This window comes from Pigmentibacter sp. JX0631 (genome assembly GCF_029873255.1).
In the GTDB taxonomy this organism is placed as follows: domain Bacteria; phylum Bdellovibrionota_B; class Oligoflexia; order Silvanigrellales; family Silvanigrellaceae; genus Silvanigrella.
The window spans coordinates 3,632,916-3,654,982 of the sequence record NZ_CP123622.1 but is presented as its reverse complement, the minus strand read 5'-3'; the positions used below and the strand labels follow the sequence as shown (position 1 = coordinate 3,654,982).

The 22,067-nt window shown below is 30.3% G+C and carries 20 protein-coding genes; 13 read left to right on the top strand and 7 right to left on the bottom strand.

Annotation, left to right across the window (positions count from 1 at the left end; translation table 11 throughout):
- Positions 1-120 precede the first annotated feature (120 nt).
- The 9 genes from QEJ31_RS15730 to QEJ31_RS15690 all read left to right on the top strand — a co-directional run bounded on the left by QEJ31_RS15730 (position 121) and on the right by QEJ31_RS15690 (position 9,449).
- Positions 121-1,386, top strand: coding sequence for an FtsX-like permease family protein (locus tag QEJ31_RS15730; RefSeq protein WP_280591609.1), 1,266 nt, complete (start codon positions 121-123; stop codon positions 1,384-1,386).
- Between the two features lie 21 nt (positions 1,387-1,407).
- A complete protein-coding gene (locus QEJ31_RS15725) occupies positions 1,408-2,661 on the top strand; it encodes an aldo/keto reductase (protein WP_280591608.1) in 1,254 nt (417 codons plus the stop codon).
- 39 nt (positions 2,662-2,700) lie between these two features.
- Positions 2,701-3,381 carry a MotA/TolQ/ExbB proton channel family protein gene (locus tag QEJ31_RS15720; protein WP_280591606.1) on the top strand — a complete coding sequence of 227 codons (681 nt, stop codon included), beginning with the start codon at positions 2,701-2,703 and terminating at the stop codon, positions 3,379-3,381.
- Positions 3,382-3,383: 2 nt separating this feature from the next.
- On the top strand, positions 3,384-3,806 hold the full coding sequence (locus QEJ31_RS15715) for a biopolymer transporter ExbD (protein ID WP_280591605.1): 423 nt from the start codon (positions 3,384-3,386) through the stop codon (positions 3,804-3,806).
- A gap of 36 nt (positions 3,807-3,842) precedes the next feature.
- Positions 3,843-5,168, top strand: coding sequence for a glutamate-cysteine ligase family protein (locus tag QEJ31_RS15710; RefSeq protein WP_280591604.1), 1,326 nt, complete (start codon positions 3,843-3,845; stop codon positions 5,166-5,168).
- Positions 5,169-5,188: 20 nt separating this feature from the next.
- Positions 5,189-6,160, top strand: a complete 972-nt coding sequence (locus QEJ31_RS15705) for a DMT family transporter (RefSeq protein WP_280591603.1) — start codon at positions 5,189-5,191, stop codon at positions 6,158-6,160.
- A gap of 289 nt (positions 6,161-6,449) precedes the next feature.
- On the top strand, positions 6,450-7,241 hold the full coding sequence (locus QEJ31_RS15700; RefSeq protein WP_280591601.1) for a Hint domain-containing protein: 792 nt from the start codon (positions 6,450-6,452) through the stop codon (positions 7,239-7,241).
- A 34-nt stretch (positions 7,242-7,275) separates the two neighbouring features.
- Positions 7,276-8,037, top strand: coding sequence for a hypothetical protein (locus QEJ31_RS15695; RefSeq protein ID WP_280591599.1), 762 nt, complete (start codon positions 7,276-7,278; stop codon positions 8,035-8,037).
- Positions 8,038-8,045: 8 nt separating this feature from the next.
- Complete coding sequence (locus QEJ31_RS15690; RefSeq protein ID WP_280591597.1) at positions 8,046-9,449, top strand: hypothetical protein; 1,404 nt, start codon at positions 8,046-8,048, stop codon at positions 9,447-9,449.
- Here QEJ31_RS15690 and QEJ31_RS15685 read toward each other — a convergent pair whose 3' ends face one another.
- On the bottom strand, positions 9,450-9,959 hold the full coding sequence (locus QEJ31_RS15685; RefSeq protein ID WP_280591595.1) for a hypothetical protein: 510 nt from the start codon (positions 9,957-9,959) through the stop codon (positions 9,450-9,452).
- The gene (locus QEJ31_RS15680) at positions 9,913-12,159 is read right to left on the bottom strand and encodes a DUF4301 family protein (RefSeq protein ID WP_280591593.1); all 2,247 of its coding nucleotides are present in this window, start codon (positions 12,157-12,159) and stop codon (positions 9,913-9,915) included. The genes QEJ31_RS15685 and QEJ31_RS15680 overlap by 47 nt, the downstream gene beginning before the upstream one ends.
- 140 nt (positions 12,160-12,299) lie before the next feature.
- Here QEJ31_RS15680 and rlmN point away from each other — a divergent pair, with 140 nt between their 5' ends.
- Genes rlmN through QEJ31_RS15665 form a run of 3 tightly spaced genes read left to right on the top strand, consistent with a single transcriptional unit; the run spans position 12,300 to position 15,297 of the window.
- The gene (gene rlmN / locus QEJ31_RS15675) at positions 12,300-13,370 is read left to right on the top strand and encodes a 23S rRNA (adenine(2503)-C(2))-methyltransferase RlmN (protein WP_280591591.1); all 1,071 of its coding nucleotides are present in this window, start codon (positions 12,300-12,302) and stop codon (positions 13,368-13,370) included.
- Position 13,371: 1 nt separating this feature from the next.
- Complete coding sequence (locus QEJ31_RS15670; protein WP_280591589.1) at positions 13,372-14,499, top strand: tRNA-dihydrouridine synthase; 1,128 nt, start codon at positions 13,372-13,374, stop codon at positions 14,497-14,499.
- A gap of 57 nt (positions 14,500-14,556) precedes the next feature.
- The gene (locus QEJ31_RS15665; RefSeq protein WP_280591587.1) at positions 14,557-15,297 is read left to right on the top strand and encodes a Bax inhibitor-1/YccA family protein; all 741 of its coding nucleotides are present in this window, start codon (positions 14,557-14,559) and stop codon (positions 15,295-15,297) included.
- A gap of 68 nt (positions 15,298-15,365) precedes the next feature.
- Here QEJ31_RS15665 and QEJ31_RS15660 read toward each other — a convergent pair whose 3' ends face one another.
- The 3 genes from QEJ31_RS15660 to QEJ31_RS15650 all read right to left on the bottom strand — a co-directional run bounded on the left by QEJ31_RS15660 (position 15,366) and on the right by QEJ31_RS15650 (position 18,447).
- Entirely contained in the window at positions 15,366-16,571 is a 1,206-nt protein-coding gene (locus QEJ31_RS15660; RefSeq protein ID WP_280591585.1) for a hypothetical protein, read from the bottom strand.
- A gap of 125 nt (positions 16,572-16,696) precedes the next feature.
- Positions 16,697-17,356, bottom strand: a complete 660-nt coding sequence (locus QEJ31_RS15655) for a TonB family protein (protein ID WP_280591582.1) — start codon at positions 17,354-17,356, stop codon at positions 16,697-16,699.
- A complete protein-coding gene (locus QEJ31_RS15650) occupies positions 17,308-18,447 on the bottom strand; it encodes a glycoside hydrolase family 3 N-terminal domain-containing protein (protein ID WP_280591581.1) in 1,140 nt (379 codons plus the stop codon). Before QEJ31_RS15650 ends, QEJ31_RS15655 begins: the two co-directional genes overlap by 49 nt.
- Before the next feature lie 56 nt (positions 18,448-18,503).
- Here QEJ31_RS15650 and glpK point away from each other — a divergent pair, with 56 nt between their 5' ends.
- Positions 18,504-20,012, top strand: coding sequence for a glycerol kinase GlpK (glpK, locus tag QEJ31_RS15645; protein ID WP_280591579.1), 1,509 nt, complete (start codon positions 18,504-18,506; stop codon positions 20,010-20,012).
- A 42-nt stretch (positions 20,013-20,054) separates the two neighbouring features.
- On the opposite strand, the gene QEJ31_RS15640 is transcribed toward glpK, so the two are convergent.
- A complete protein-coding gene (locus tag QEJ31_RS15640; RefSeq protein ID WP_280591578.1) occupies positions 20,055-20,519 on the bottom strand; it encodes an Hsp20 family protein in 465 nt (154 codons plus the stop codon).
- A gap of 248 nt (positions 20,520-20,767) precedes the next feature.
- Positions 20,768-21,919: a hypothetical protein gene (locus QEJ31_RS15635; protein ID WP_280591577.1), complete on the bottom strand. Its 1,152-nt coding sequence runs from the start codon at positions 21,917-21,919 to the stop codon at positions 20,768-20,770.
- Positions 21,920-22,067: the final 148 nt, after the last annotated feature.

Sequence of the window (22,067 nt, the reverse complement as noted above, 5' to 3'; positions counted from 1 at the left end):
AAAAAAGTTTAATTTGCAGAATTGCTTTGAGATTTTTCTGGTTATGATAAAGCTTTTGTCAGAGACGAGAACCGATACTTCTATCTTGTCTTAAATTATTTCGAAATGAGGTAAAGTACAGTGAATCTTTTAGTTAGATTATCTCTTAATTTTTTATGCAAAAAAAACTCCAAAAAATTAAGTTTTACTTCTTTAGTTTCAATAGTTGGAATTTGTTTTGGTTTGTCAGCTTTTTTAGTCGTTATTACAGTTTTAAATAGTTTTCAAAATGAATTAAAAAATATTATCTCTTCTGTGAATCCAAACGTAACAATCTATTCTCCTGCTGGGTTAACAAATCCAACAAAATTAATAAAAGAATTAGAAGAGTTTATTCCAGCTAAAGTTGAAAAAATGAGTAGCTTTGTTTACCACGAATCTATATTAAGCAATGGAAAAGAAACAGCAACTGTTTATATAAGAGCAATTGAAGGAACTAACTCTGCTTCAGCTGTGCATATAAATAAGTATTTATTTCCTGAAAATGCTTTAACTACATTAAATATTTCAAGTCCTTTAATAGACGAAAATAGAAATACTTTAAATGATGATAAATTAAGAGATCAACTTCCACATGTTATTTTGGGGAAAGGGTTGGCTGATTCTTTAGACGCCAAAATAGGCACTGTAGTTACTTTAATGTCTTTTACTTCAGAGTACAAAAAAGTAGGAATTCGATATAACAAATTGTATGTTACTGGAATAATGAATTCGGGTCTTTCTGAATTTGATAAGAAACAGGTCTTAATGAATTTTCAAGATGGAGTAAAATTATTTGGACTAAATAATTGGGCCAGTGGTATAGAAATAAATTTAAAAAATCCTGATGAGGCTATTATTGTAGCTAATAAATTGAATATTGATTTACCTTATAATGTTATTGCTTGGCAAGAAATACATGCAGGACTATTTGAGCAAATAAAAAGAGATGGTACTGCTATAAAATTAATTGTTTTAATAATTTCATTTGTTGCAGGATTTAATATTGTAGTTACTTTAGGTTTAACTGTGATGAATCGAGCAAAACAAATTGCTATATTAAGGGCTTTGGGTGCAAAAAAATCGTTAGTAATTTCTTCTTTTGTAATGTCCGGTCTTATTCTAGGATTTTTAGGATCGTCATTAGGAGTTTTAACGGGTCTTGGAATTTTAAAGATTTTTTCAGGACTCTCTTTAGGTGATTTTCAAAAGTTTTATAACATAGAACGAATTCCTGTACACATAGATGTGACCTTGATAGTATTTGCCTTTTTTACCTCTCTGATCTTATCGTTTATCGGAGCGTTGTATCCAGCTTGGAAAGCATCAAAGGTTTCTCCTATGCTAGGAATTAGCCAAGGCAATTAAATTTAATTTTAAGGAATGTTTATGAGTGCACTTAAGGGATTTGCAACAGCATTAAGTACAAAACCTTCAAATCAATCATTAGGAAGAGTCTTTGAAACTCGTAGAAGAATATTATACTCAGGGGGGCCAAGTGTTTCGCCGGTAGGTTTTGGCAGTTATAGAATTGGATATGCAAAACATTTAGGTTTTCCGCATTCTGCTGATGCTTTAGAATTAGCCATTAGAAAAGGTATGAATTTAATTGATACGAGTTCAAATTATGGTTTTGGACAAGCTGAACTTCTTATTGGAAAAACCCTTGGGAAACTAATCGAAGAAAAAGTAATTACCAGAGAAAATATGGTTATTGTTTCTAAAGTAGGATACGTCCAAGGCTCTAATCTTGAATTAGCAAAAACCAGAGAGAAACAAAATCAACCATTTCCTGAAATGATTAAATTTGGAGATGAAATTTGGCATTGTATCCATCCAGAATTTATTTTTGATCAAGTCGAGCGTTCTTTAAATAGAATGAATGTTTCTACTATTGATGTTTACTTATTACATAATCCAGAATATATGCTTAAAAAATTTGAGCTAGAAGGAATTGACGTTGAAAAAGCTAAAGAACTTTTTTTTCAACGTTTAAAAGAAAGTTTTTTAGCTTTAGAAAAATTAGTTACTTTAGGGAAAATTAAAGCTTATGGAATTAGTTCAAATAATTTAGGAGCTCCCGCTGAGGAATATGCTTCGGTTTCATTAAAAAAAGTCCATGAAATTGCTTGTTCAATTAGTGAAAAACATAATTTTAAAGTTGTTCAATTTCCCCTTAACTGGCTAGAAATTTCCCCCGTATTTTATGACAGAGATGAAATTGGCGAATCAACTCTTTCCTATGCACTAAAAAATAATATTGGTACAATGATAAACAGACCATTCAATGCCATGTTCAATGATGGACTCATTCGATTGACTCGTCCGCAGGTAAAACCTGAAGAGTTACAGCATCTTGATGATGGAATGAAAATTGGTTTACAAAATTGGTCAAAGTTAGCACAGGATTTAGAACGTTTAGCCAAGGAGCAATTAGAAGATGTTCCTGGCTATGATGATGCTACCTTGTCTCAATTTGTGGTCAGCACTTTAGCCTGGTTACCAGGTGTAACAAGTGTTTTATGTGGAGTAAGGAAAGAAGAATATGTGAAAGATGTTGAAGAGGCGCTTGCACGACCTGCATTAACAAGAGCTAAAGAACTGTTATATGGTATTTACGAAAACTTAGAGTTTACTACTTAACAAAGTAACAAGATTTTTCTTGCAGAATGGAGTTTGAAAATGAACCTTACCCAAGAATTCCTAAAATTTTCTCTAGCAACGGGTCCTCAATGGGTAATGTATACCTTAATTGTGTGTAGCATTGTAAATGTAGCTATCATTATTGATAGAATTCTTTTTTTTCATAAAATGCGTGGTGATTTTCCTGAATTTATTAAAAATTTAACTCAAAGGCTCAATTCAAACGAATCTCTAGAGCAAACAGCTGCATGGTGTTCAGGACAAAAAATGTTGGAAGCAAATGTTGCTGCTGTCGGGTTAGAAAGAGGATTGAATAATTTAAAAGCCTCTGAAGAGTCTATGAATGCAACTATGATTGCTGCAAAAACTAGATTAGAAAAAGGATTAGTTGTTCTTGGGACTTTAGGAAGTAACACGCCTTTTTTAGGTTTGTTTGGTACGATTATTGGAATTATTGAAGCTTTCCATGCGCTATCTACTTCTGCAAATCCAGGTCCAGAAGTCATAATGGCTTCTATTTCTGAAGCTTTGGTGGCAACAGCTTTAGGATTATTAGTTGCCATTCCTGCTGTTGTAGCTTTTAACTTCTTCAATAGAGCAATAAAAAAGAGAATGGCTAACACTGATGCTACATCCAGAATTGTTATAACGCATTTAGGATTAGCGGGAAGTAACAGTGGTAACAGTGGTAACAGTGGTAACAAAAAGAAAGGTAACTAATTATGGCGGGAAAAACAGGTGGAGGTGATGAAGATCCTATTGTTGATATAAATATAACTCCTTTTGTTGATGTTGTTTTAGTTCTTCTTGTTATATTTATGGTTACTGCTCATTTCATTGTAAATAAAGGAATGAAGCTAGAGTTGCCGAAGGCGACTACTGCTGAGCAATTAGAAAACCAAAAGACATTTAATATTTCCATAGGCAAGTCAGGTGAATTCATGTTAGATGGTAAATCAACATCTGTAGATGAATTAAAAACTGTAGCAAGAGATGCAACAAAAAATAAAGCAAAAGTTGTAGCTATGATTAGTGCTGATAAAGAAGCTGTTTATAATTCTGTAGTTGTTGTTATGGATGCTCTTCGTTCTGAAGGGGTTACTGATTTCGCTTTGCAACTTGATCCCGCCATCCAAAAAAAATAAGATGAGGCTCCTTATTGTTTTTTTGGAGCTACAACAATGTTATCTCAAAAATCTTTAGTTGATAAAAATATTTGTTCCCGTGTATGGACTCAACCAATTAAAGGTACGAGAGAGGGAATGGAAAAAATTGGTTTAGAAATGGAAATGCATGCCTTTGATGCAAAAACCTTAGCTCCGATTGGGACTGAATCTGCTAAATTAGATGTGCAATCTTTTTTGAAAAGAGTTGCTGAAATCTCTACCCCAATTAAAATAAAATATGATGAATCTTCCTCTTTAATAACAGACATTTTTCTGAAACATGGGGGAAATATTAGTGTTGAACCTGGGGGACAGTTAGAATACTCTTCGGCGCCATTTGAAAAATTAACAGACGTCATTGAAAATGTTACTAAAGGTCTTAAAATAATAGAAGAAGCCGCTGCTGGTGAATTGGTTTTTTTATCCCATGGAACAAATCCTATTTCTAAAAATGATCATCCTCTTGTACTTCCGAAAGAACGTTATCAAATCATGACACGATATTTTGAGTCCGCTCCTCAATTGCGTGGTATTGATATGATGCGGCATAGCGCAACTGTTCAAGCCAATTTAGATATTTTTGGTGATGAAAATTGGCAAGATGCAGTTAATTTAATTTTAGTATTAGTGCCTATTACTCAAAAGCTATTTGCTAATTCTCGCTATTTTAAAGGAAAAAAAAGTAACTTTTATTCTGAAAGACAAGAAATTTGGGAAAAAATGGACCCGACTCGTTCAGGAATACCAAAGGACATGCCATTTTCAGATAATTCCGAGTGTGCATATGCACAGTGGGCAAAAAAGGCGAATGTATTTTTTATTGATGGTTTGCCTATTCTAGAACAACCTTTGTTTAATGAATTATCTTTTGAAGGATGGTTAGAAAATGGTTACAAAGGAAAATATCCAGATTTAAATAGTTGGGAAACCCATTTAGGAACTTTATTTCCGCATTTAAGGTTAAGAGATTTTTTAGAAATAAGACATATCGATGCTCAACCTTTTGAACATACTTTTGCACCTGTCGCATTTTTTTGGGCATTAGCTAAAACTAGTAAAGTAAGAAAAGAAGTATGGCAGTTTTTGAAAAAGAAAAAAGTTGATTTCAAAAAAGTATTTACTGAAAAACAAGATTACACAGAATTAGAAGTTCCTTTATTAAATCTAGCTATTGAAATGCTGTCTGATTTAAAGGAACAAGAAGCTTGTAAAGCTGTAAATGCTTATAAAGAATTTTTAGTCCAAAAACCAGAATATTGGAAAGCAGCAAGTGCTTTAGAATTTGTAGAAAAAAATAAAACTTTCAATCCCGCAAAAGAATTTGGTAAATTTTTATACTAATTTATTGGTGGAAATATTGAGTGAAAAAAAATAATAATTACCTTATAGGTGTTTTAGAAATAGGTATTGCTAATTCTTTTGTTGGTGTAAATATCATTTTAAATAAATTTTTAATTGAAAAAGCGCCTTTAATGCTGTTGTTAGAATTAAGATATATTTTTGGTGTATTAATATTGCTATTTATGGCAATTGTAATGAAGAAATTTAAATTTTATTTAGAAGATAATAAATTCAATAGCTATGATTGGTTTATCTATTTATTAATGGCTCTTTCTGGAGGAGTTTTCTTTAATTTCATTTATATGTATGGATTAAATAAAACTACTGCGACTTCAGTTGGTATTATTGGCAGTTCTATTCCAACTATAATTGTTATTTTTTCATATTTATTTTTAAGACAACCTTTAAAACGTATTCATGTTTTGAGTGTTTGTTTAGTTGTTTTAGGAATTATGATTTTAAATTTAACAAGAATACCAGGGCAATTAGCAAACGATAAAATTGTAGAACACACATCACAGCAGATGATTCTCGGAAATTTTATTGTTTTTTTAGCAATGGTTCCTGAAGCATTATTCACCATATTTGCGAAAATGATAAAAATTAAGGTCTGTCCAATTGTTTCTGGATTGTTAATTAATTTATTAAATGGTCTGTTTTGCTTGCCTTTTGCATTATATTCAGCAAGGGATATAAATTTCTTGCAAATAGATTCAAATATCTGGCTATTAAGTTTTTTTATTGGTTTATTTAGTGGTGCTTTATTTTATACTTTTTACAATAGGGGTATCGCTAAAATCGATTCAAACACGGCAGCATTAATGACAGGTGTTATCCCAATAAGTTCGGCTATATTGGCAATTATATTTTTGAATGAACCATTTCATTTGACGACATTTCTTGGAATGCTTTGCGTGCTCGTATCTATTTATGTAGGTGTTAGATATGCAGATCAATCGAAAGTATTATTGCATAGGGTGAAAGAAAAGTAGAATTACATTTTAAAAAAAATATAAAATATTTTTCAAAAATAAAGTTTATTTTTTTCTAAATCATGGGTTAAAAAATCCATGGATTTAAATTTTTTGGTACAATTATTAAAAGTTAAAACTCAGGAAAAATAATTAAACGTCATTCTTTTGACTACTAATAAAATAATTCAGTAATTTTGTTTTGATTTAAAGCCATAAATATTCATTTTTCTAAAAAATATTAAGAATTTTTCAAAATGAAAATTTAAATATAGAGTTACTGATACATTTTCAATCAAAAGGAGTTTATATGTATAATACGTTACTAAAACGAGTTTTGCTTTTTACTAGTATTATAATATCAATAATTTCTATCAGTAATACCACTTTTGCTGGAAATAGAATTATCGGTCCAACTGATAGAAATGGTCGTTGTGTAGATAACATTCCTGATGCTCCCACTTGCCAGGGCGAAAGAGATTATGGACTTAAAAGTGGTTGTATAAATAAAGAAGAATTTGATTCTTTAGTCGCTTATAATTCATACCCAATTTGTGATCGTAATAATATTTTAAGAGCATGGTGTTCATGTGGATGTTTTGAGAAAAATACAAGAATTTTTGTTGTAGGAAAAGATATTAATTACATGGGTTATGAAAAAATTGCAAAAATAATTTCAGAAAAACAACATTATAGAGTATTAAGCCTGCATCAAGACACTAAATTATCTGCAATTAAAACAAATTCATTCGAACTTTTTCAAACAACTAGTGGACCTGAAAAAGAACCTCTTATCGTTTTTTATACTGAAAATAATTTACGGCTTGCTGTTACTAAAAAACATGCAATTTTATTAAGTAGTGGTAAAATGGTAGAAGCGGAAAAAGTACAATTAACAGATAAATTGGTACAAGCAAATGGTAAACCAGTGGTTATCCAAAAGATCGAACACGAGTTTACAAGCGATGATGTGTTGAATATATTAACTTCTGGAAAAACTCCTATAGAGCATACTTTATTTGCAGAAGGTCTTATTGTTGGTGATTTGGCTTGGCAAAATAATTTAAAGAGTATGCTAAATTCCATTGCAGTAAGAGAATAAATTATCTTTCTGCAATAACTACTTGGATTTTAAAATGAAAAATAAAAAAAAATATGTACTGATTTTCGTTATTTTAACAATTTTTTTTGTATCTTTATTTTTGAATAAAAAAGACAATATTGCTTTTAAACACGATTTGAAAGTGAATCAAGAAAATGGTTTAAAAAATTACAAATATGTTTTAGATATTAGTAAAAAGAAAAATGTAAGTGAATTAGAGAAAAAAAATTCTAATGATGAATTGCTTAAAGAAAAAGTTGAAGTTACAAAAATGATTAATTTATTGAAAGATAAATATACTTATATAACTTTTGAAAAGGAGTTTAAAGATAAATTTTTTTCTGTTTATTACAGTGGGGATCAGAAAAATATTATTAAAGTAATTCAAGATATTCTTTTAGATAAAGAAATGGCAATTAAAATTGCAGGAGATAATCAAGCTTATGCTAGAGTTTTTGCAATTAAATCTTTAAAAGAATTGGCAATAATAGGAAATCAAGAACCAATTATAGATACAATAAGTAAAATAACAAAAAATTATGATACTAAGCAAACTATAAATAAAGGCGAAGAAGCTGATCTTTATGATTTAGTGAGTGCTTTTATTAGTATTCAAAATTCCGATGAATTAGAAAGTAATTTAGGTGAATATTTAACAAAAATAGGTTTTTCAAATAAGTTAAATAATAAAGAATTAAAAGATATATTTGATCAAAGTGTCTTTTTTTCTTTAAAATTAAAATTTGGAAGAGAAAAAACATCTGCAATAATGGCTAAATACTTTTCTGACGCATAGGAGTTTAAATGCTACTTCGCTATCTAAGAAAAATTAAGAAAATAAAAATAACTTTTTTTATTTTAATTTTTTCAAACTTTCTAATGGCTAATGCTGCTATTGAAAACTCTAATGTAAATGATGAAAATAATTATGAAAATATAAATCTTCAAATTGATTCTGCAATAAGAGACTGGCAAAAATCTTGTGCCAATGGAACAGATCTTTGTAATTCAAAAGAAATTGTTTTTCCAGGAAAAGCTACTCCGCTTGAGAGTAGTAATAATTTTAGAATTTTGATTATTGATGATAGTGGGATGGCATTAGCCGCATATACTAGATATTTTAATCGTGTATTAGAAAATTTAGTAGAAGGCGCAAATGGAGAAATTACAACAGATTATAGATCCATAGAAATTAATTCTACTGCAAATAAGATTTTAACTCAAATTTTAAACCCTGAAGAACATTATTTTATACCTAGTGAAGCTCTAAAACCAAATCAAGAACTTTTTTCTGCATCACTTGGTCGTGATCTAAGTAACATACTTTTGCAGGATAATTCTCGTGGGCATTCAGTTAGTATTTTTAATTTCTTAGCAAATAATAATCCGCAAGCACAGTTTTTACTATACTATGACACTCAAAAAAGATGGAATGATATTATTTGCAATAATGCTTTGAAAGATGAGTATAAATTAGATATGCTAAAAAATTTATTAACCTATCAAGCGAATACTATAAATAAAAAAGTTCTTGACTATAATATTAATTTTATTTCTCTTTCAGAGGGAATTGATTCTGCATATTTTAATATTTTTAGCAAAATTTGTCCTAATATTAAAATTAAAAGTAGTTTTAAAAAAGCTGTAAATAAATTATATTTTGATCAGTTTTTGGCAAAATTAGTTGAAAATAATAATGTCCTTTTAGTCCAAGCAAATTTATCATCAAGTATTTACGTTGATAAAAATAATTCTGATTTTTATTCAGACTGTCAAGTTCTCAAAAATAGAATTAGAATTGGTTATGTAAATTCATTGAGTAGGGACATACCCGTTGATGGAATTGTAACAGATAAATCTAAGAAATATTTACTAAATGGAAATGAAAATTCAGAGCTGTGCACTGATATTTATATTAATATTGCTGTTGAAAAACAAAGACCATTTAATTATGCTAACGGTGTAGTAGAATTTTCAACATTTAATGTTGGTACAAACCCTCCAATAGGAGCAGATGCTGTTAGTTCATATGCCACACCGATTGGATTGTCCTTTCTTCTTGATTTAAAAATGAAACACTCAAATCTAAGTAACGCTGAAAATATTTATTCTTTTGTAATGAACTCAAAAAAGGGTGGAAAATATATTATTTTAGATCCTGCATTAAATAAACAACTTCCAATATATACATTGAAATTTCTAAAGTAATTATTGCATAGAATCTGCTAAAAGTAAAAGCATTTCACTGGTTTGCTTAATTGAGAGTGTTTTATTATTACCAATGACTCTGATATAATTATCGTCTAATAGAGTAAATTCTTCGACTACGCCGCTTTTTAAGATGAATAATGGTGAATAGTTTCCATCTGATTTTCCTAAATCTACTTGTTGGATAAGCTTAGTTGCACGAAATAAATAAAAATTTTCATATGTTTGATTTGGTTCTATTAGAAATCCAGCATCTCCAGGAATATAAATAAAAATATAGTCTTTTATTAATTCTTTATTTTGAGGATCTAATTCAATTGAGCCGCAGGAAACTTTTAATTGATGGAAAAACAAATTTTTTTCTAAATCTTTTTGGGTTTTAAGAAACTGTATGTCTTTTTCTAATTGCTTTCCTAATTCAGAGAAAAATTTTTTTCCTTTTTCTGGAATAGTTTGCTCAATATTAAAAATTTCTTGTTTCGAGTGAGACCAAAGTTTCATCAAATCCATAAGTACGCCTATCATTTCCTAATGAATCAAAAAAAGATTTATGCGGACGAAAAAGTGTTCTTGGAACTTCTATAAAGACCAAATTTGATGTTGCTGAATTTCCAATTAATTCATGCAATACTGTTTCATGATAGCACACAGGTACGCCTTTGTATTCCCGTTTTGTTAAAAGCCAAAATCTGTCGTCAAAAAGTTTTGAATAATTAACTTTTTTTCCTAATACTTGTTCTTTTTCAAAGGAACGTTTATTCGTTCTTAATTCAAAAAAAGCGAGGACAGGATTAAAATGTGTAGCTTTTCCACGGGGGCCAAAATATTCCATCGTTTCTTTTTCATCGACATGGGGCATTTCAATACATAATTTTATTTTAGTTCCATCAGATAATTCAGCAAAAATAGGCCCTCCACCGATATCAGCAACTTCTTTGCGAACTACGCCAAAAATAGAGATGGGTTGTTCAAGCCAAGAAAGCGTTTTTTCCCATGCTGAATAATTGTTTAAAGGTTCTGCTAACGGTTGCCAATGAAATAGATTTCCTACAATTTTATGTATTGTTTGAAATGGGATCCCAGTAAAATGCTTTTCAGAATTAAAGCATAAATTTAGCCCATCTTGGGCTAACTCTTGATTAATAAAAGAACATAAATAATTCAGCACTTTTAACACTTCTTGATCTTGTATTTTATATATTGCTTGTTTATTTATTTGTTCATGAAAAAGATGATCTTCAATTTTTGCCCTAAGAACTTCTATACAATCACGAATAATTTTAAAAGCTTCAGCAGGAATATTAAGTTCTTCAATACGATCTTTTGATGTCCCTATGACGTTATCTATATTTCTTATATGTAAGCATTCTGCATTTGGAAAGGAGTCTGCTATGGAATCAAATAAATGGATTAATTCACCATGCCCAGCTGATATAGGAACATAATTGCCATCTTCATCTGTATAAGGCGTACCATCTAAATTAAATCGAATAGTAGACAAAGATTTTCCTTGCTCTAATACAAGCCAATCCCCTTTTTGGTTTGTGGAATTTTTTAACCAAGTTGGAGCAAACGGAGAATCTTTTAGCGCAAAAATATCATTTATATTTTCTTGTAAGTAGCTAGAGTTTTTTATTATTTCTTGCTCAAAATCTTTTTTTAAATTAGTTGGAACTACTAAAACATTTCCTAAACAAGGAAACAACTTAATTTGTTCAGCAATTTTTAAAGTTAGAAAAGAATCACCTTCAATAGTAGTTGGGACTAAAGCTTTAGGTATTGTTCCATATAAATAAACAAATATTGAACAAATACTATAAGATTTTAAAATATTTTGCTCATGGGAGTTGAATAAAATATATTCATTTTTGAATTCTTCTTTTTGATGATTTATTGCATTATTTGGGACAACTATTCTATCCATCCAATGATTTGTTTGAGCAGAATATTTTGCAATTTTTTTGTTTTTTTCCTCGGTTTTTGTTTTTAGTAATGGTTGGTTGTATTCCCAAGGAGTTCTAATAACTTGCTCGTTTATTTGTTGAGAAGTTTGTTTCTTTTTTACTGTTTTTTTAGTATTTCTTTCGTTGAAATTACTTTCTATAGTTCCTGTTTGTAAAAGTTCTAATAGATAATAGTAAAATTGATAGCAGTTTTTTTTACTTTCTTCAGCAATATGTTCTTCAAGGGAATCAAATAAAACAGATATTTCAGGGATATTTTTAATATTTAATATTGTAGAATGTATTTTTTTTCTTACATTAAAAGCTAATTCAAAACTTGTTTTATTGGCTGTGAATTTATGAAAAATATCTTTTAATTCTGGAATAAGATCATTTAAAATAATTATGTATTTTTGCAAGTCACTAAAAAAGCGAGAAGCTGCTCCAGCAGCAGGTACACAAGTTACTAAATGGTTTTCCCTCCAAAAGTCTAACGAGCTTTTTTGAAATTTTCTTCTTGAAGGATGATAAGTGGAAGAAAGTATCCGTGTGATTTGCTTCCAAGAGATAATTCCGCCATTGCTAGTTGTACAAGCACCCATGATAGGAATTGTTGTTTTTATTTGTTTATTTAAAGCTTGCTTAATTCTTGCATGATGAATATTTATTCTGTTTAGGTCAAGTTGAAGTTTCTTTATTAATTCAGGAGAAATAATATTAGGGAAATCCACATTTTTATCCTTATTGTATTCACCTTCAATTTGCATTCATCTACTCCTATAAAATTAGATGCTTTGAGCAAAATAGCATAAGCAGTCGAATTTTGGCAAAAATACCTTGACCAGTTGTTTATACTTTGTTTGATAAAGAGTCACCGATTTGGTGAAGCTTTATAGGATCAACTAAAATGAAATCAATTTTTAGCCTAGATCGAACGGCATTAGCAAAGAGCATTGCCATTCAGTTTGGTGAATTAAAATCTGTACTTCGGGCTGAAGTGATATATCGAGAAATTTATAAAGACAAACATTCTTCCCGCGCACCATTTTTTGGCCTTAGTGAAGAGGTGAAAAAATGGTTAAATGAATCTTATTCTTTTGACTATCCTATTGAAATAATTGATTTAGATTCTAGTAAGCAAGATGGTTCGGTGAAATTTATCATGCGTTTAAAACGGGACGGAAGACTCGTTGAAAGTGTTTTAATTCCTGAATTAGGGCGTTTAACTCAATGTATATCAACCCAAGTTGGCTGTGCGCAGGCTTGTCGTTTTTGTCAAACAGGTCGAATGGGTCTCGCTCGTAACTTGGAAATTGATGAAATTATTGGTCAAATCATGGAAGCTGAACGCTGGAGACAAGATAATTTAACTCATGAAACCGCTAAATATAAAAGAATCACTAATGTTGTTTATATGGGAATGGGAGAGCCTTTAGACAATTTAGATAACGTTGTGGAAAGTACTAATATTCTATGTGATAATAAAGGGTTAAATTTTTCGCCAAATAAGGTAACAATTAGTACTGTAGGACTTTTACCTCAATTGGATAAAGTTTTAACTTCAACAAAAGTAGCTGTAGCATTATCACTGCATTCGCCATATAATGCTGAGCGTAGCAAAATTATGCCAGTAAATACCAGGCACTCAATTACAGATGTGGTTGAAGTTTTACGCAAGCATTCACAACAAGGATCGCGTCGTTCTTTTATGATTCAATACACGCTACTTCGAGGAATAAATGACACCTCTGCGCATGCAAGTGAATTGGTTTCACTTCTCCAAGGAATCTCGGTAAAAATAAATCTCATCCCATTAAATGAGCATGAAGGTGCAGCATATCGTCGCCCAGATTTAGGCAGGGTTTTTGCTTTTCAGCAAGAATTGAAAAAAGCAGGTATGGTAGCTACTGTGCGACTCTCTAAAGGGAGAGATATTCAAGCTGCATGCGGGCAATTGATAAAAGACAAGGTAAAGTAAAATGAACAGCTTTTTTAATCAGCCAATTCAATTGGGGTCATTAAAATTAAAAAATAGAGTATTTTTAGCACCTTTAGCAGGAGTTTCGGATATTCCTTTTCGTAGAATTGCACAAGAAATGGGGGCAGGGCTCACATATGTTGAAATGTTATCTGCAACTGCCATAGCATATAAAAACAAGAAAACCTTCGACATGATGGCTCGCCATTCTTCAGAAAGTATTCTTGGAGTGCAAGTGACTGGTCCAGACGCTGCGCAAGTAGCTCATGCGGTTGCTGTGCTAGATAAACAAGGTTTTGATACTATCGATATCAACATGGGTTGCCCCGTAAGAAAAGTTGTGAATGCGGGCTGCGGTAGTGCTATTTTAAAAGAGCCAGAACGCATTTCCCAAACTGTAAAATTGGCGAGAGAAGCAACAACAAAGCCTTTATCTGCTAAATTTCGCTTAGGTTACACGCGTGAACAATTAAATGTAGAAGATACTACTCATCGAGTTCTTGCAGAACAAGTTGATATGTTTACGATTCATGGTCGTACTCGTTCTGAATCCTATTCGACACCATGTGATTTGCAAGGTATTCAACTTTCCATGCAAGCAGCGGTAAAAACTCCAAATAAAGCTATTAAAGTTGGCAACGGGGATATTTTTGATTACGAGTTTGCTGAAAAAATGCAGAAAGATACTGGTTGTGATGCTGTCATGATAAGTCGTGGGGCGCTTGGAAATCCATGGATATTTAAAGAAATATTAGAAGGCAAACGTTATCAACCTACTTTTGCTGAATGGTATGACGTATTACTTCGCCATATTTCTTACCAAGAAGAGCATTATGGCAAGACAAAAATTTCTGCTATTTTAGCTCGCAAACATCTGCTTTGGTATACAAAAGGCTTTCCGCAAAGCAAAGCTTTAAGAGACGTTTTAAATAGAGTAGAAGATTTGGAACATGCTAAAGAACTTTTAAAAGAATATGCTAAAAAAATTGCCCCCCAATATATCCGCTATGGAGATGGTGATTATGAAATAAATGAGGGTTATGATCCCAAGTTTGAAATGGACAGGAAATTAGACAGAGGCGTGGGAGATGAAGAAATGAACACCGTCTTGTCAAATAAGAAAGATTGATTAGATTATAATGGAATGTGTTGAGTCAACATTATTCACACAAGGAAGGAATTTAATATGAATCGATTTCAAAACAACAATTCAAACTGGATGGAAAATGCTGGAAAAAATTCAGTAGCGCAAGCTAATGCTAGTAAAGTTATTGCTGGTGTGTATGGCTGGATGTCTTTTGGTGTTTTATTGAGCGCTATTGTTGGTGTTGGTATAGTTCAAACAAATACTTTAAATTATTTACTAAAGATGGGTTCAGTATCAATAATTGGAATTTTTCTTCTGCAAATTGCACTTGTTATGGTTATGAGTTTTGCTGCAAATAAATTAAGTGCTACTGCTTTAAAATCATTATTTCTAGTTTATGCAGCAGTAACCGGATTCACCTTTGCAGTATTAATGAATGTTTATCCTATTGGTAACGTTATTTCTATTTTCTTTATTGCTGCCATGGGTTTTGCTGCTTTGGCAATATTTGGCGCAGTAACAAAGAAAAATTTAGGATTTATGCGCACATTTTTGGTCATGGGATTTTTTATGATCCTAGGCGCAGGAATTTTAAATTTATTCATGCATAGTCCAATATTAAGATCATTTACTGGTTGGGCAGGAATTTTAGTTTTCTCTGGCTTAACAGCTTATGACTCGCAACGTATTCGTGAAGGTGCATTTGAAATTTCTTATCAATCTGCTGGCAATAGCCAAGCAATTGGCAAGTTCATGATTTTTGGTGCTTTAACTATGTACTTAAATTTTATCAACTTGTTCATTAGTTTATTACAAATTTTTGGTGGTAGAAAAGATTAACCTTATTTCTAATTCTTATATTCAGAAGCTGACTAATTTAAATATTGCTCTTTAAATTAGTCTTTTTTTTATTTAATATTAAACTTTGTCTTATTTAGTTTATCTCCTACAGAGTAAGAGTTCATTTTATTAAGTGACAAAATATTGTGTTTTAATTGTGTAATGATATATCTGTCATTAGGATTTAAATCATTTGCATTCACAATAGCAAGTTCATTATGTAATACTAAAACTTCGTCAAAAATCCCTATTTCAGGAAATTTAAATATATTAGAAAAGTACAAACCTATATTTTTAGAAAAATTTAAAAAAGGGAAATCAGGTAAATCTAAATCTCTTATTTTGAAAGTGAAAACGCTTGAAATTCTTATAGTAGTGTCATTAATGGATTCAAAATTTAAAATTAAGTCTTCTGCATTTGAAACATTTTTATTAGATAATGCTAATTGCTTCAATAACGGCATTGACCAGCCTGCTAATAATGCTCCTTGATGCGCATATTCTGAAATATATTGAATAATATTTTTTTTCTTAATTCCTATTTTGTGTAAATCAAATAAAAATTTTTCAAATCTAACCTGTTCTGTATCAGATGAGTGATATTCATGTTTTTTTTGTGCGATATAAACATCCATTCTATTTAAATCAACGGCAACCTGTTGCCAGTTTGCTTGAGACAAACTTTTAAGCAAATATTTGATGACAAAAGGTGATAGAGATAACAAATGTTCTTTATTATTAAGTTTATATCCTGGAAATAATTCATTATTTCCTATATCTTTTTTTAAGATAAAATTATTAAAACTTTCAAGATTATGGAAAAATAGTTGCGGAATATTTTCATAATTAGTTTGAGAGCCAAAAAAAGATATGTTTTTCGAATTGATAAATTTTTTATTTTTTATGGAAGTTTTAAAGTCTTCAATATATTGATTAACTAAAGAAAAAAGGGCTTTAAAATTTGAAGTTTCTTTTTCGTTATTTAGTATATTTTTTGCTTTTAAGAAATTTAAAATATTTTCAAAATTTAAATTTAAAAATGAATTTAATGATTCTACATAAAAAACGGTGCATGTAGCATAAATTGCTCCGCGCGTAATTCCTGTATTAAAATATGAACTTTGTGAATTTAAGTAATCAAAAATACTTTTATTAAATAAATTTTCTTTAACATAATAAGATGTTGGAGGTTTTTGATGATAAGAGCTATTTAATGATAAATTATAAATAATATCTTTTTTATCTATTTTTAAATTTTCACTAATTGGTTTCATTTATTTCTCGTATTTTGATAAATAAAATATATACATTTATATCAATAAATATATATAAGTATTGTATAATGTAGGAAACTTTTTTTTGCAATTATAAAATAAAATTATTTAGTAAATAGATAAATTTATTGAACTATAACCCAATTAATTCTTTTAATAACTCCGACGCTTTCTTGATCTCTTCTTGCTGGTCGACAACTTAATTCTTTTGCTGCATTCAGAGCGACTTGATCAATTTTATATCCAGTTCCCTTTATCAACGTTGCATTAGTCACTTTTCCTTGGCTATTTATTTGAACTTCTATAATAACATTACCACTTTTAATTCCTGCATTAGTTGCGTCTTCAGTTAAATTTATTTCAGGCAACGTGCATTGAGCCGTCTTATCCACTGTTGATTCTGCTGAATAAAATTCTTTACTAGGATTTGCGGACTGGCCTTCGGGAGTAGGATTAGGAATATCTTTAGCACTTGTAGAAGGGGTTGTTTTTTCGGTTGGTATTTCTTTTTGGATGCTGCGTTTTGCTGTATTTGATTTTACTATTTCTTCTTTTGGGATTTTTTTATCTTGTTGTTTTTGAATTGATTGTTTGTTTGATTGGGTTTTATTCGTGCTTAATTGAATAGAATTAGTAGAAACCTTGATACTTATAAATTCAGGAGGATGTGGTTTAAGTAACGCTATAGCAAGTACTAGTAAAAAGTGGAATAACAAACTATATGCGGTTATTGCTATTAAGCTTTCATCTTTTGTTTTTTTGTTAAGGTCGAAAAAATATTCCACGCTTTCTCCAACATCAAATTATGGAATAGTTTATCTTTCTGCATTTTGTTGGCGATTGCATATGCAATTTTTGCTTCTCTAACAATACTTTGACAACTTAATAAAATGTCACAACCAGCTTTTAATGCATCAATTGCGGCTTGTTTTAAATAATCATCTTCTTCTTGGATAGAGATATTATTATTTTCAGTGATTGATGATTGTATTTTTCTTTTTTGATTGTAATGTTCCGCAATCGCATTCATTCGTAAGTCATCGCTAATGATTAATCCTTTAAAACCTAATTCTTTTCGTAAATATTTTGCGAGAATTGTTTTGCTAAGTGTTGCAGGATTATTTTGATCTATTTCAGGTATAAGTACATGTGCAGTAATAATAAAAGGTACATTTTCAGCTATTAGATTTTTAAAAGGAATCCATTCTCTGTTTCTTAAAACATCTAAAGTGACATTACTAACACTTAATTCTTTATGAGAATCAGTCGTTGTATTTCCATGTCCAGGAAAATGTTTTGCACATGAATACATATTTTCTGTTAGTAATATTTTATTCACAAAAGAAGCGAATTTTGTAACCTTTTCAGGAGTACGACCAAAACATCTATCTCCAATTACTAAATTTGAAGGTTCTGTAAGTATATCTACTACTGGACTAAGTAAACTATTAATTCCTAAATTCTTCGCAACAAAAATTTGATGCAAGATTTGACTTTCTAGGCCATTTAGGTCATTTAATTCAGCAAATTCAAGAGCGGGTTTGCCTCTAATAAAAGGAGGAGGCAAACGTGAAACTCTTCCTCCTTCTTCATCTATTGAAGTAATAAAAGGTATATTGTAAGAGCTTTTTTTATTGCGACGTACTTTTTTTATAGTTTGTATTAAATTTCTTGCTTGTGCAAAACTTTGTAAATTTCTTTTAAAAAGAATTACGCCCGAGGGTTTAATCAAATTTAATAATTTTTTTTCTTCAGGCTGAATTTCAATACTATTTAAAGAAGGCCACAAGAAAAAACCCGCTTGTTCAATTAATGGTAATGAATAAAAATATTTTTCAAATTTTTTTGGAATTGATTGTCGCTCTTTCGGACTCAAGTTACTATCCTCCTTAAACTCATTGCGTAATTCCCTAAATTCGAAGGAGTGGGAGTATGACTCATTTTATCTTATCTATAGATGAAGGTACCACAGGAATTCAGGCTTCATTTTTTAGTATGAATGATTTTTCAATGTATGGAAATAATAAAATTGAATTTCCTCAAATTTACCCTAGACCAGGTTTAGTCGAACACAATCCACAACAAATTTGGGAAACTACATTAAAAGCAATTCATAATGCAATAGAACTTGCTTATCAGCAAAATACTGATTTCTCATCCGCAAAAATTGCTGCAATAGGCATAACAAATCAAAGAGAAACTTGTTTAGCTTGGAATAAAAAAACTGGTGAAATTGCTGGCAATGCTATTGTTTGGCAAGATAGAAGAACCGCAGATTTTTGCGAGAATTTAAAAAAGAATAAGAAATTACAAGAAGAGATTCTTCAAAAAACTGGATTAGTATGCGATCCCTACTTTAGTGCTTCTAAAATGCGGTGGATGTTAGAACAATATTCTTCAGTTAAACAGTGGGATTTAACAGCAGAACTAGCTTTAGGAACTATTGATTCATTCATCATTTGGAAATTAACAAATGGGAAATCGTTTGTTACTGATCATACAAATGCAAGTCGTACTATGTTGTATAATTTACATACTGGCAGTTATGATAGTGAGTTATTAAAATTATTTAATATTTCACAAAATAGTTTAGCTGAAATCAAACCAAGTTTTGCAAAATTTGGAGAAACTTATAAAGTTCCAGGACTTCCAGATGGGATACCTATAACTGGCGTATTAGGAGATCAACAAGCCGCTTTATTTGGGCAAAAGTGTTTTAATTCTGGAGAAGCAAAAATAACATTTGGGACAGGTGCTTTTCTTTTAATGAATACAGGAGAAAATATAGTAACAACGGATGAAGGATTACTAACTACAGTTGCTTTTGCTACAAAAAATAAAAGAGCATTTGCTTTAGAGGGATCTGCATTTATTGCAGGAGCAGCCGTTCAATTTCTGCGAGATAATTTTTGTTGGGTAAAAAATTCATCAGAAAGTGCTGAACAAGCTATGAGCTATCCAAGAGATGAAGAGGTTTTGTTTGTACCATCTTTAGCTGGTTTAGGTGCACCTTATTGGAATCCTCAAGCAAAAGGGGTTTTATTTGGCCTTACAAGAGGAACACAGAAAGCACAAATTATAAGGGCTGTCTTAGAAAGTATTGCAATGCAAAATGTTCAGCTGCTTAAATTAATGGAAAAATTAAGTAAACAAAAAATACTAAAAGTTGGTGTTGATGGCGGAGCATCTAGAAATGATTTTCTTATGCAGTTTCAGGCAGATACATTACAAACAGAATTATTTAGACCAATAAATACTGAAACGACTTCTTTAGGAGCAGCAATGGCTGCGTCGACTGGATTAAATGAGCAAGATATATTTCTTGCAAATAAAGATTATAATGGAAAAGAATTTAAACCATTAATGCCTGAAGCAATTGCAAGTGCAAATTTGTATCGTTGGCTCAAAGCGGTTGATTGTGTTAATTTATTTTATAAGTAAAATTGGCTTGAGAGTTATTAAAACTCTCAAGCCTGTTGGAAATTAAGCTAATTTAATTTCGATTTTTTTAGCTTCTGAATGCAAAATTTTTCCAATTTTAATTGCCAAAATTCCATCTTTTAATTCTGCTTCAATGGCCTCTGAATTTGCTTTTTCAGGAAATTCTATGGAGCGTTTGAATTTTCCATAAGAAATTTCACTGCGATAAAAGCTTGTTTCTTTATCAAGTTCTTTTTTCTTTTTTTCTCCTGAAATGGTTAATATATTTTTCTCTAGTGATATTTCAACGTCTTTTTGAGAAACTCCAGAAAGTTCGAGAGTAACTAAAAAATGCTCTTTTGTTTCAATTATATCTAAACTAGGTCTGAACCAAATTTCGGAATTATTTTCATTAATTTGCTCAGAAAAAATTGAATTTAACAAGTTACCTACTTCACTGTGAAAACCAAAAAAAGGTAAAGAACTATTTTGGCTTGTTAAATGTTTTCTAAAATGATTACGGTACATAATGATTCTCCTATAAAATTTAATTTCATGGAGTCCTTAATTCTCCACTATTGTAAACTTAATCGTTTATTTAATTTGTAAAGAGGGAAGTTTATCTAATTTGAATTTAAATTATTCAGAAAATTACTATTGACAATAGAAATTTTCGTTTATATTTTAAAATTAATTATGGTTCTTGACAGTAGAAATAATCGTTTATATTTTGGATTTAGTAAGGTTTCTTTGTGATAGAATAAATTCTTACCTTTTTAAGGTAAATAGTAATTAAAGGGAATATAACTATTAGAGGGAGTTATAATATAGCCATCTCTATCTTTTATAAAGGCATAGATATTATATGTTTGTCCATAAGTCCAAGTGATAGGTAATGTTGTAATTGTAAAAAATTGCCTTGGACAAAGTTGAAATGGGTATAAAATATTTGTATTTGAGTAATCCTTTATTTGGCAATAAATATCAAAACCTCTTCTATTTATTAAGCTATAAGGATCTTGGCTGTTACTTTGAGGACCTAGATAAATATTATTATTTGCATCAACAGATTGTAATGTATAGGTATAGAAATCTGGAAATCTAGGATTTTTTTGTAAAACATCACGAGTATAAGCAATTGAATATCCATCCTGTAAAAAACTATCAGTATTTTCATTCATTGCTGTAACACTTCCATCTGCCATATTTACATAATAAAATTGTGCTTTTGTAGCACCCCTCGTCAAAACAGGTTTAAAAACTTTAGTATTTCCATCTGCAGTTTGGACCATAAATCTAAATTTTAGTGAATTACTATAGATAGGTAATTCTACAGCCACTCTACCTTGAGAATCTGTTACATCGGAAGCAATTTTGCCTTCACAAGGGTCGACAATATTTTGTTCACTTATCAAATCGAAATAATAAATTGTAGCATTTGTAGCTGGATTACCATTTTTATCTTTAATTAGAAATCCAAAATGATCAACTGGAATTAAGGAGAAAGGACTAGGAAAATTTATATTAATTGATGATGTATTTGAGTCAATTGTGTAGTCAAATTCATATTCACTATACAAAACATTATTAGGACCGCCACCATTATTGTTATTGTTACAACTACCTGAACTACCAGAAATATTTCCAAACGCCAAATATCCAATTTTAATATGAATACTTCCCGAAGGAATTTGCACGGAATTTGAACCAGCTGTTAATGCTTTTTGTAATTGGAAACCGCTTGAATTGGTAATAGAAATAGGAATCTGGACAGTTGTAAAAGAAGAATATAACGAACGAGAACTGCCAGTTAATGATGGAGCGTTTATATTAAAGCTAATTCCTGGTGATTTAAAGTAACTGCATGCAAAAATAAATTTAGCAAGAAAAATAATTATAATGATATTCATATATCTTTTATAATTCATATTTTCTCCTAAAAAGTGTTTATTATTATTCGGAAGTTGTTAACTATTCTTTGTCATCAAAATTTTGGCGGATATGTAATTATTTTTTTTAATTTGACGTTTTAAGGAATAACTTGTGAGAAAATATTTGAATTAAATTAGGAAATTT

Excerpts from the sequence above, each read along its gene's own strand:
- glpK (WP_280591579.1), top strand. The coding sequence starts at position 18,504 with ATGACTCATTTTATCTTATCTATAGATGAAGGTACCACAGGAATTCAG.
- QEJ31_RS15670 (WP_280591589.1), top strand. The coding sequence starts at position 13,372 with ATGAACAGCTTTTTTAATCAGCCAATTCAATTGGGGTCATTAAAATTA.
- QEJ31_RS15690 (WP_280591597.1), top strand. The coding sequence starts at position 8,046 with ATGCTACTTCGCTATCTAAGAAAAATTAAGAAAATAAAAATAACTTTT.
- QEJ31_RS15700 (WP_280591601.1), top strand. The coding sequence starts at position 6,450 with ATGTATAATACGTTACTAAAACGAGTTTTGCTTTTTACTAGTATTATA.
- QEJ31_RS15685 (WP_280591595.1), bottom strand. The coding sequence starts at position 9,959 with ATGGATTTGATGAAACTTTGGTCTCACTCGAAACAAGAAATTTTTAAT.
- QEJ31_RS15680 (WP_280591593.1), bottom strand. The coding sequence starts at position 12,159 with ATGCAAATTGAAGGTGAATACAATAAGGATAAAAATGTGGATTTCCCT.
- QEJ31_RS15720 (WP_280591606.1), top strand. The coding sequence starts at position 2,701 with ATGAACCTTACCCAAGAATTCCTAAAATTTTCTCTAGCAACGGGTCCT.
- QEJ31_RS15695 (WP_280591599.1), top strand. The coding sequence starts at position 7,276 with ATGAAAAATAAAAAAAAATATGTACTGATTTTCGTTATTTTAACAATT.
- rlmN (WP_280591591.1), top strand. The coding sequence starts at position 12,300 with ATGAAATCAATTTTTAGCCTAGATCGAACGGCATTAGCAAAGAGCATT.
- QEJ31_RS15640 (WP_280591578.1), bottom strand. The coding sequence starts at position 20,519 with ATGTACCGTAATCATTTTAGAAAACATTTAACAAGCCAAAATAGTTCT.
- QEJ31_RS15660 (WP_280591585.1), bottom strand. The coding sequence starts at position 16,571 with ATGAAACCAATTAGTGAAAATTTAAAAATAGATAAAAAAGATATTATT.
- QEJ31_RS15710 (WP_280591604.1), top strand. The coding sequence starts at position 3,843 with ATGTTATCTCAAAAATCTTTAGTTGATAAAAATATTTGTTCCCGTGTA.
- QEJ31_RS15715 (WP_280591605.1), top strand. The coding sequence starts at position 3,384 with ATGGCGGGAAAAACAGGTGGAGGTGATGAAGATCCTATTGTTGATATA.
- QEJ31_RS15635 (WP_280591577.1), bottom strand. The coding sequence starts at position 21,919 with ATGAATTATAAAAGATATATGAATATCATTATAATTATTTTTCTTGCT.
- QEJ31_RS15665 (WP_280591587.1), top strand. The coding sequence starts at position 14,557 with ATGAATCGATTTCAAAACAACAATTCAAACTGGATGGAAAATGCTGGA.
- QEJ31_RS15725 (WP_280591608.1), top strand. The coding sequence starts at position 1,408 with ATGAGTGCACTTAAGGGATTTGCAACAGCATTAAGTACAAAACCTTCA.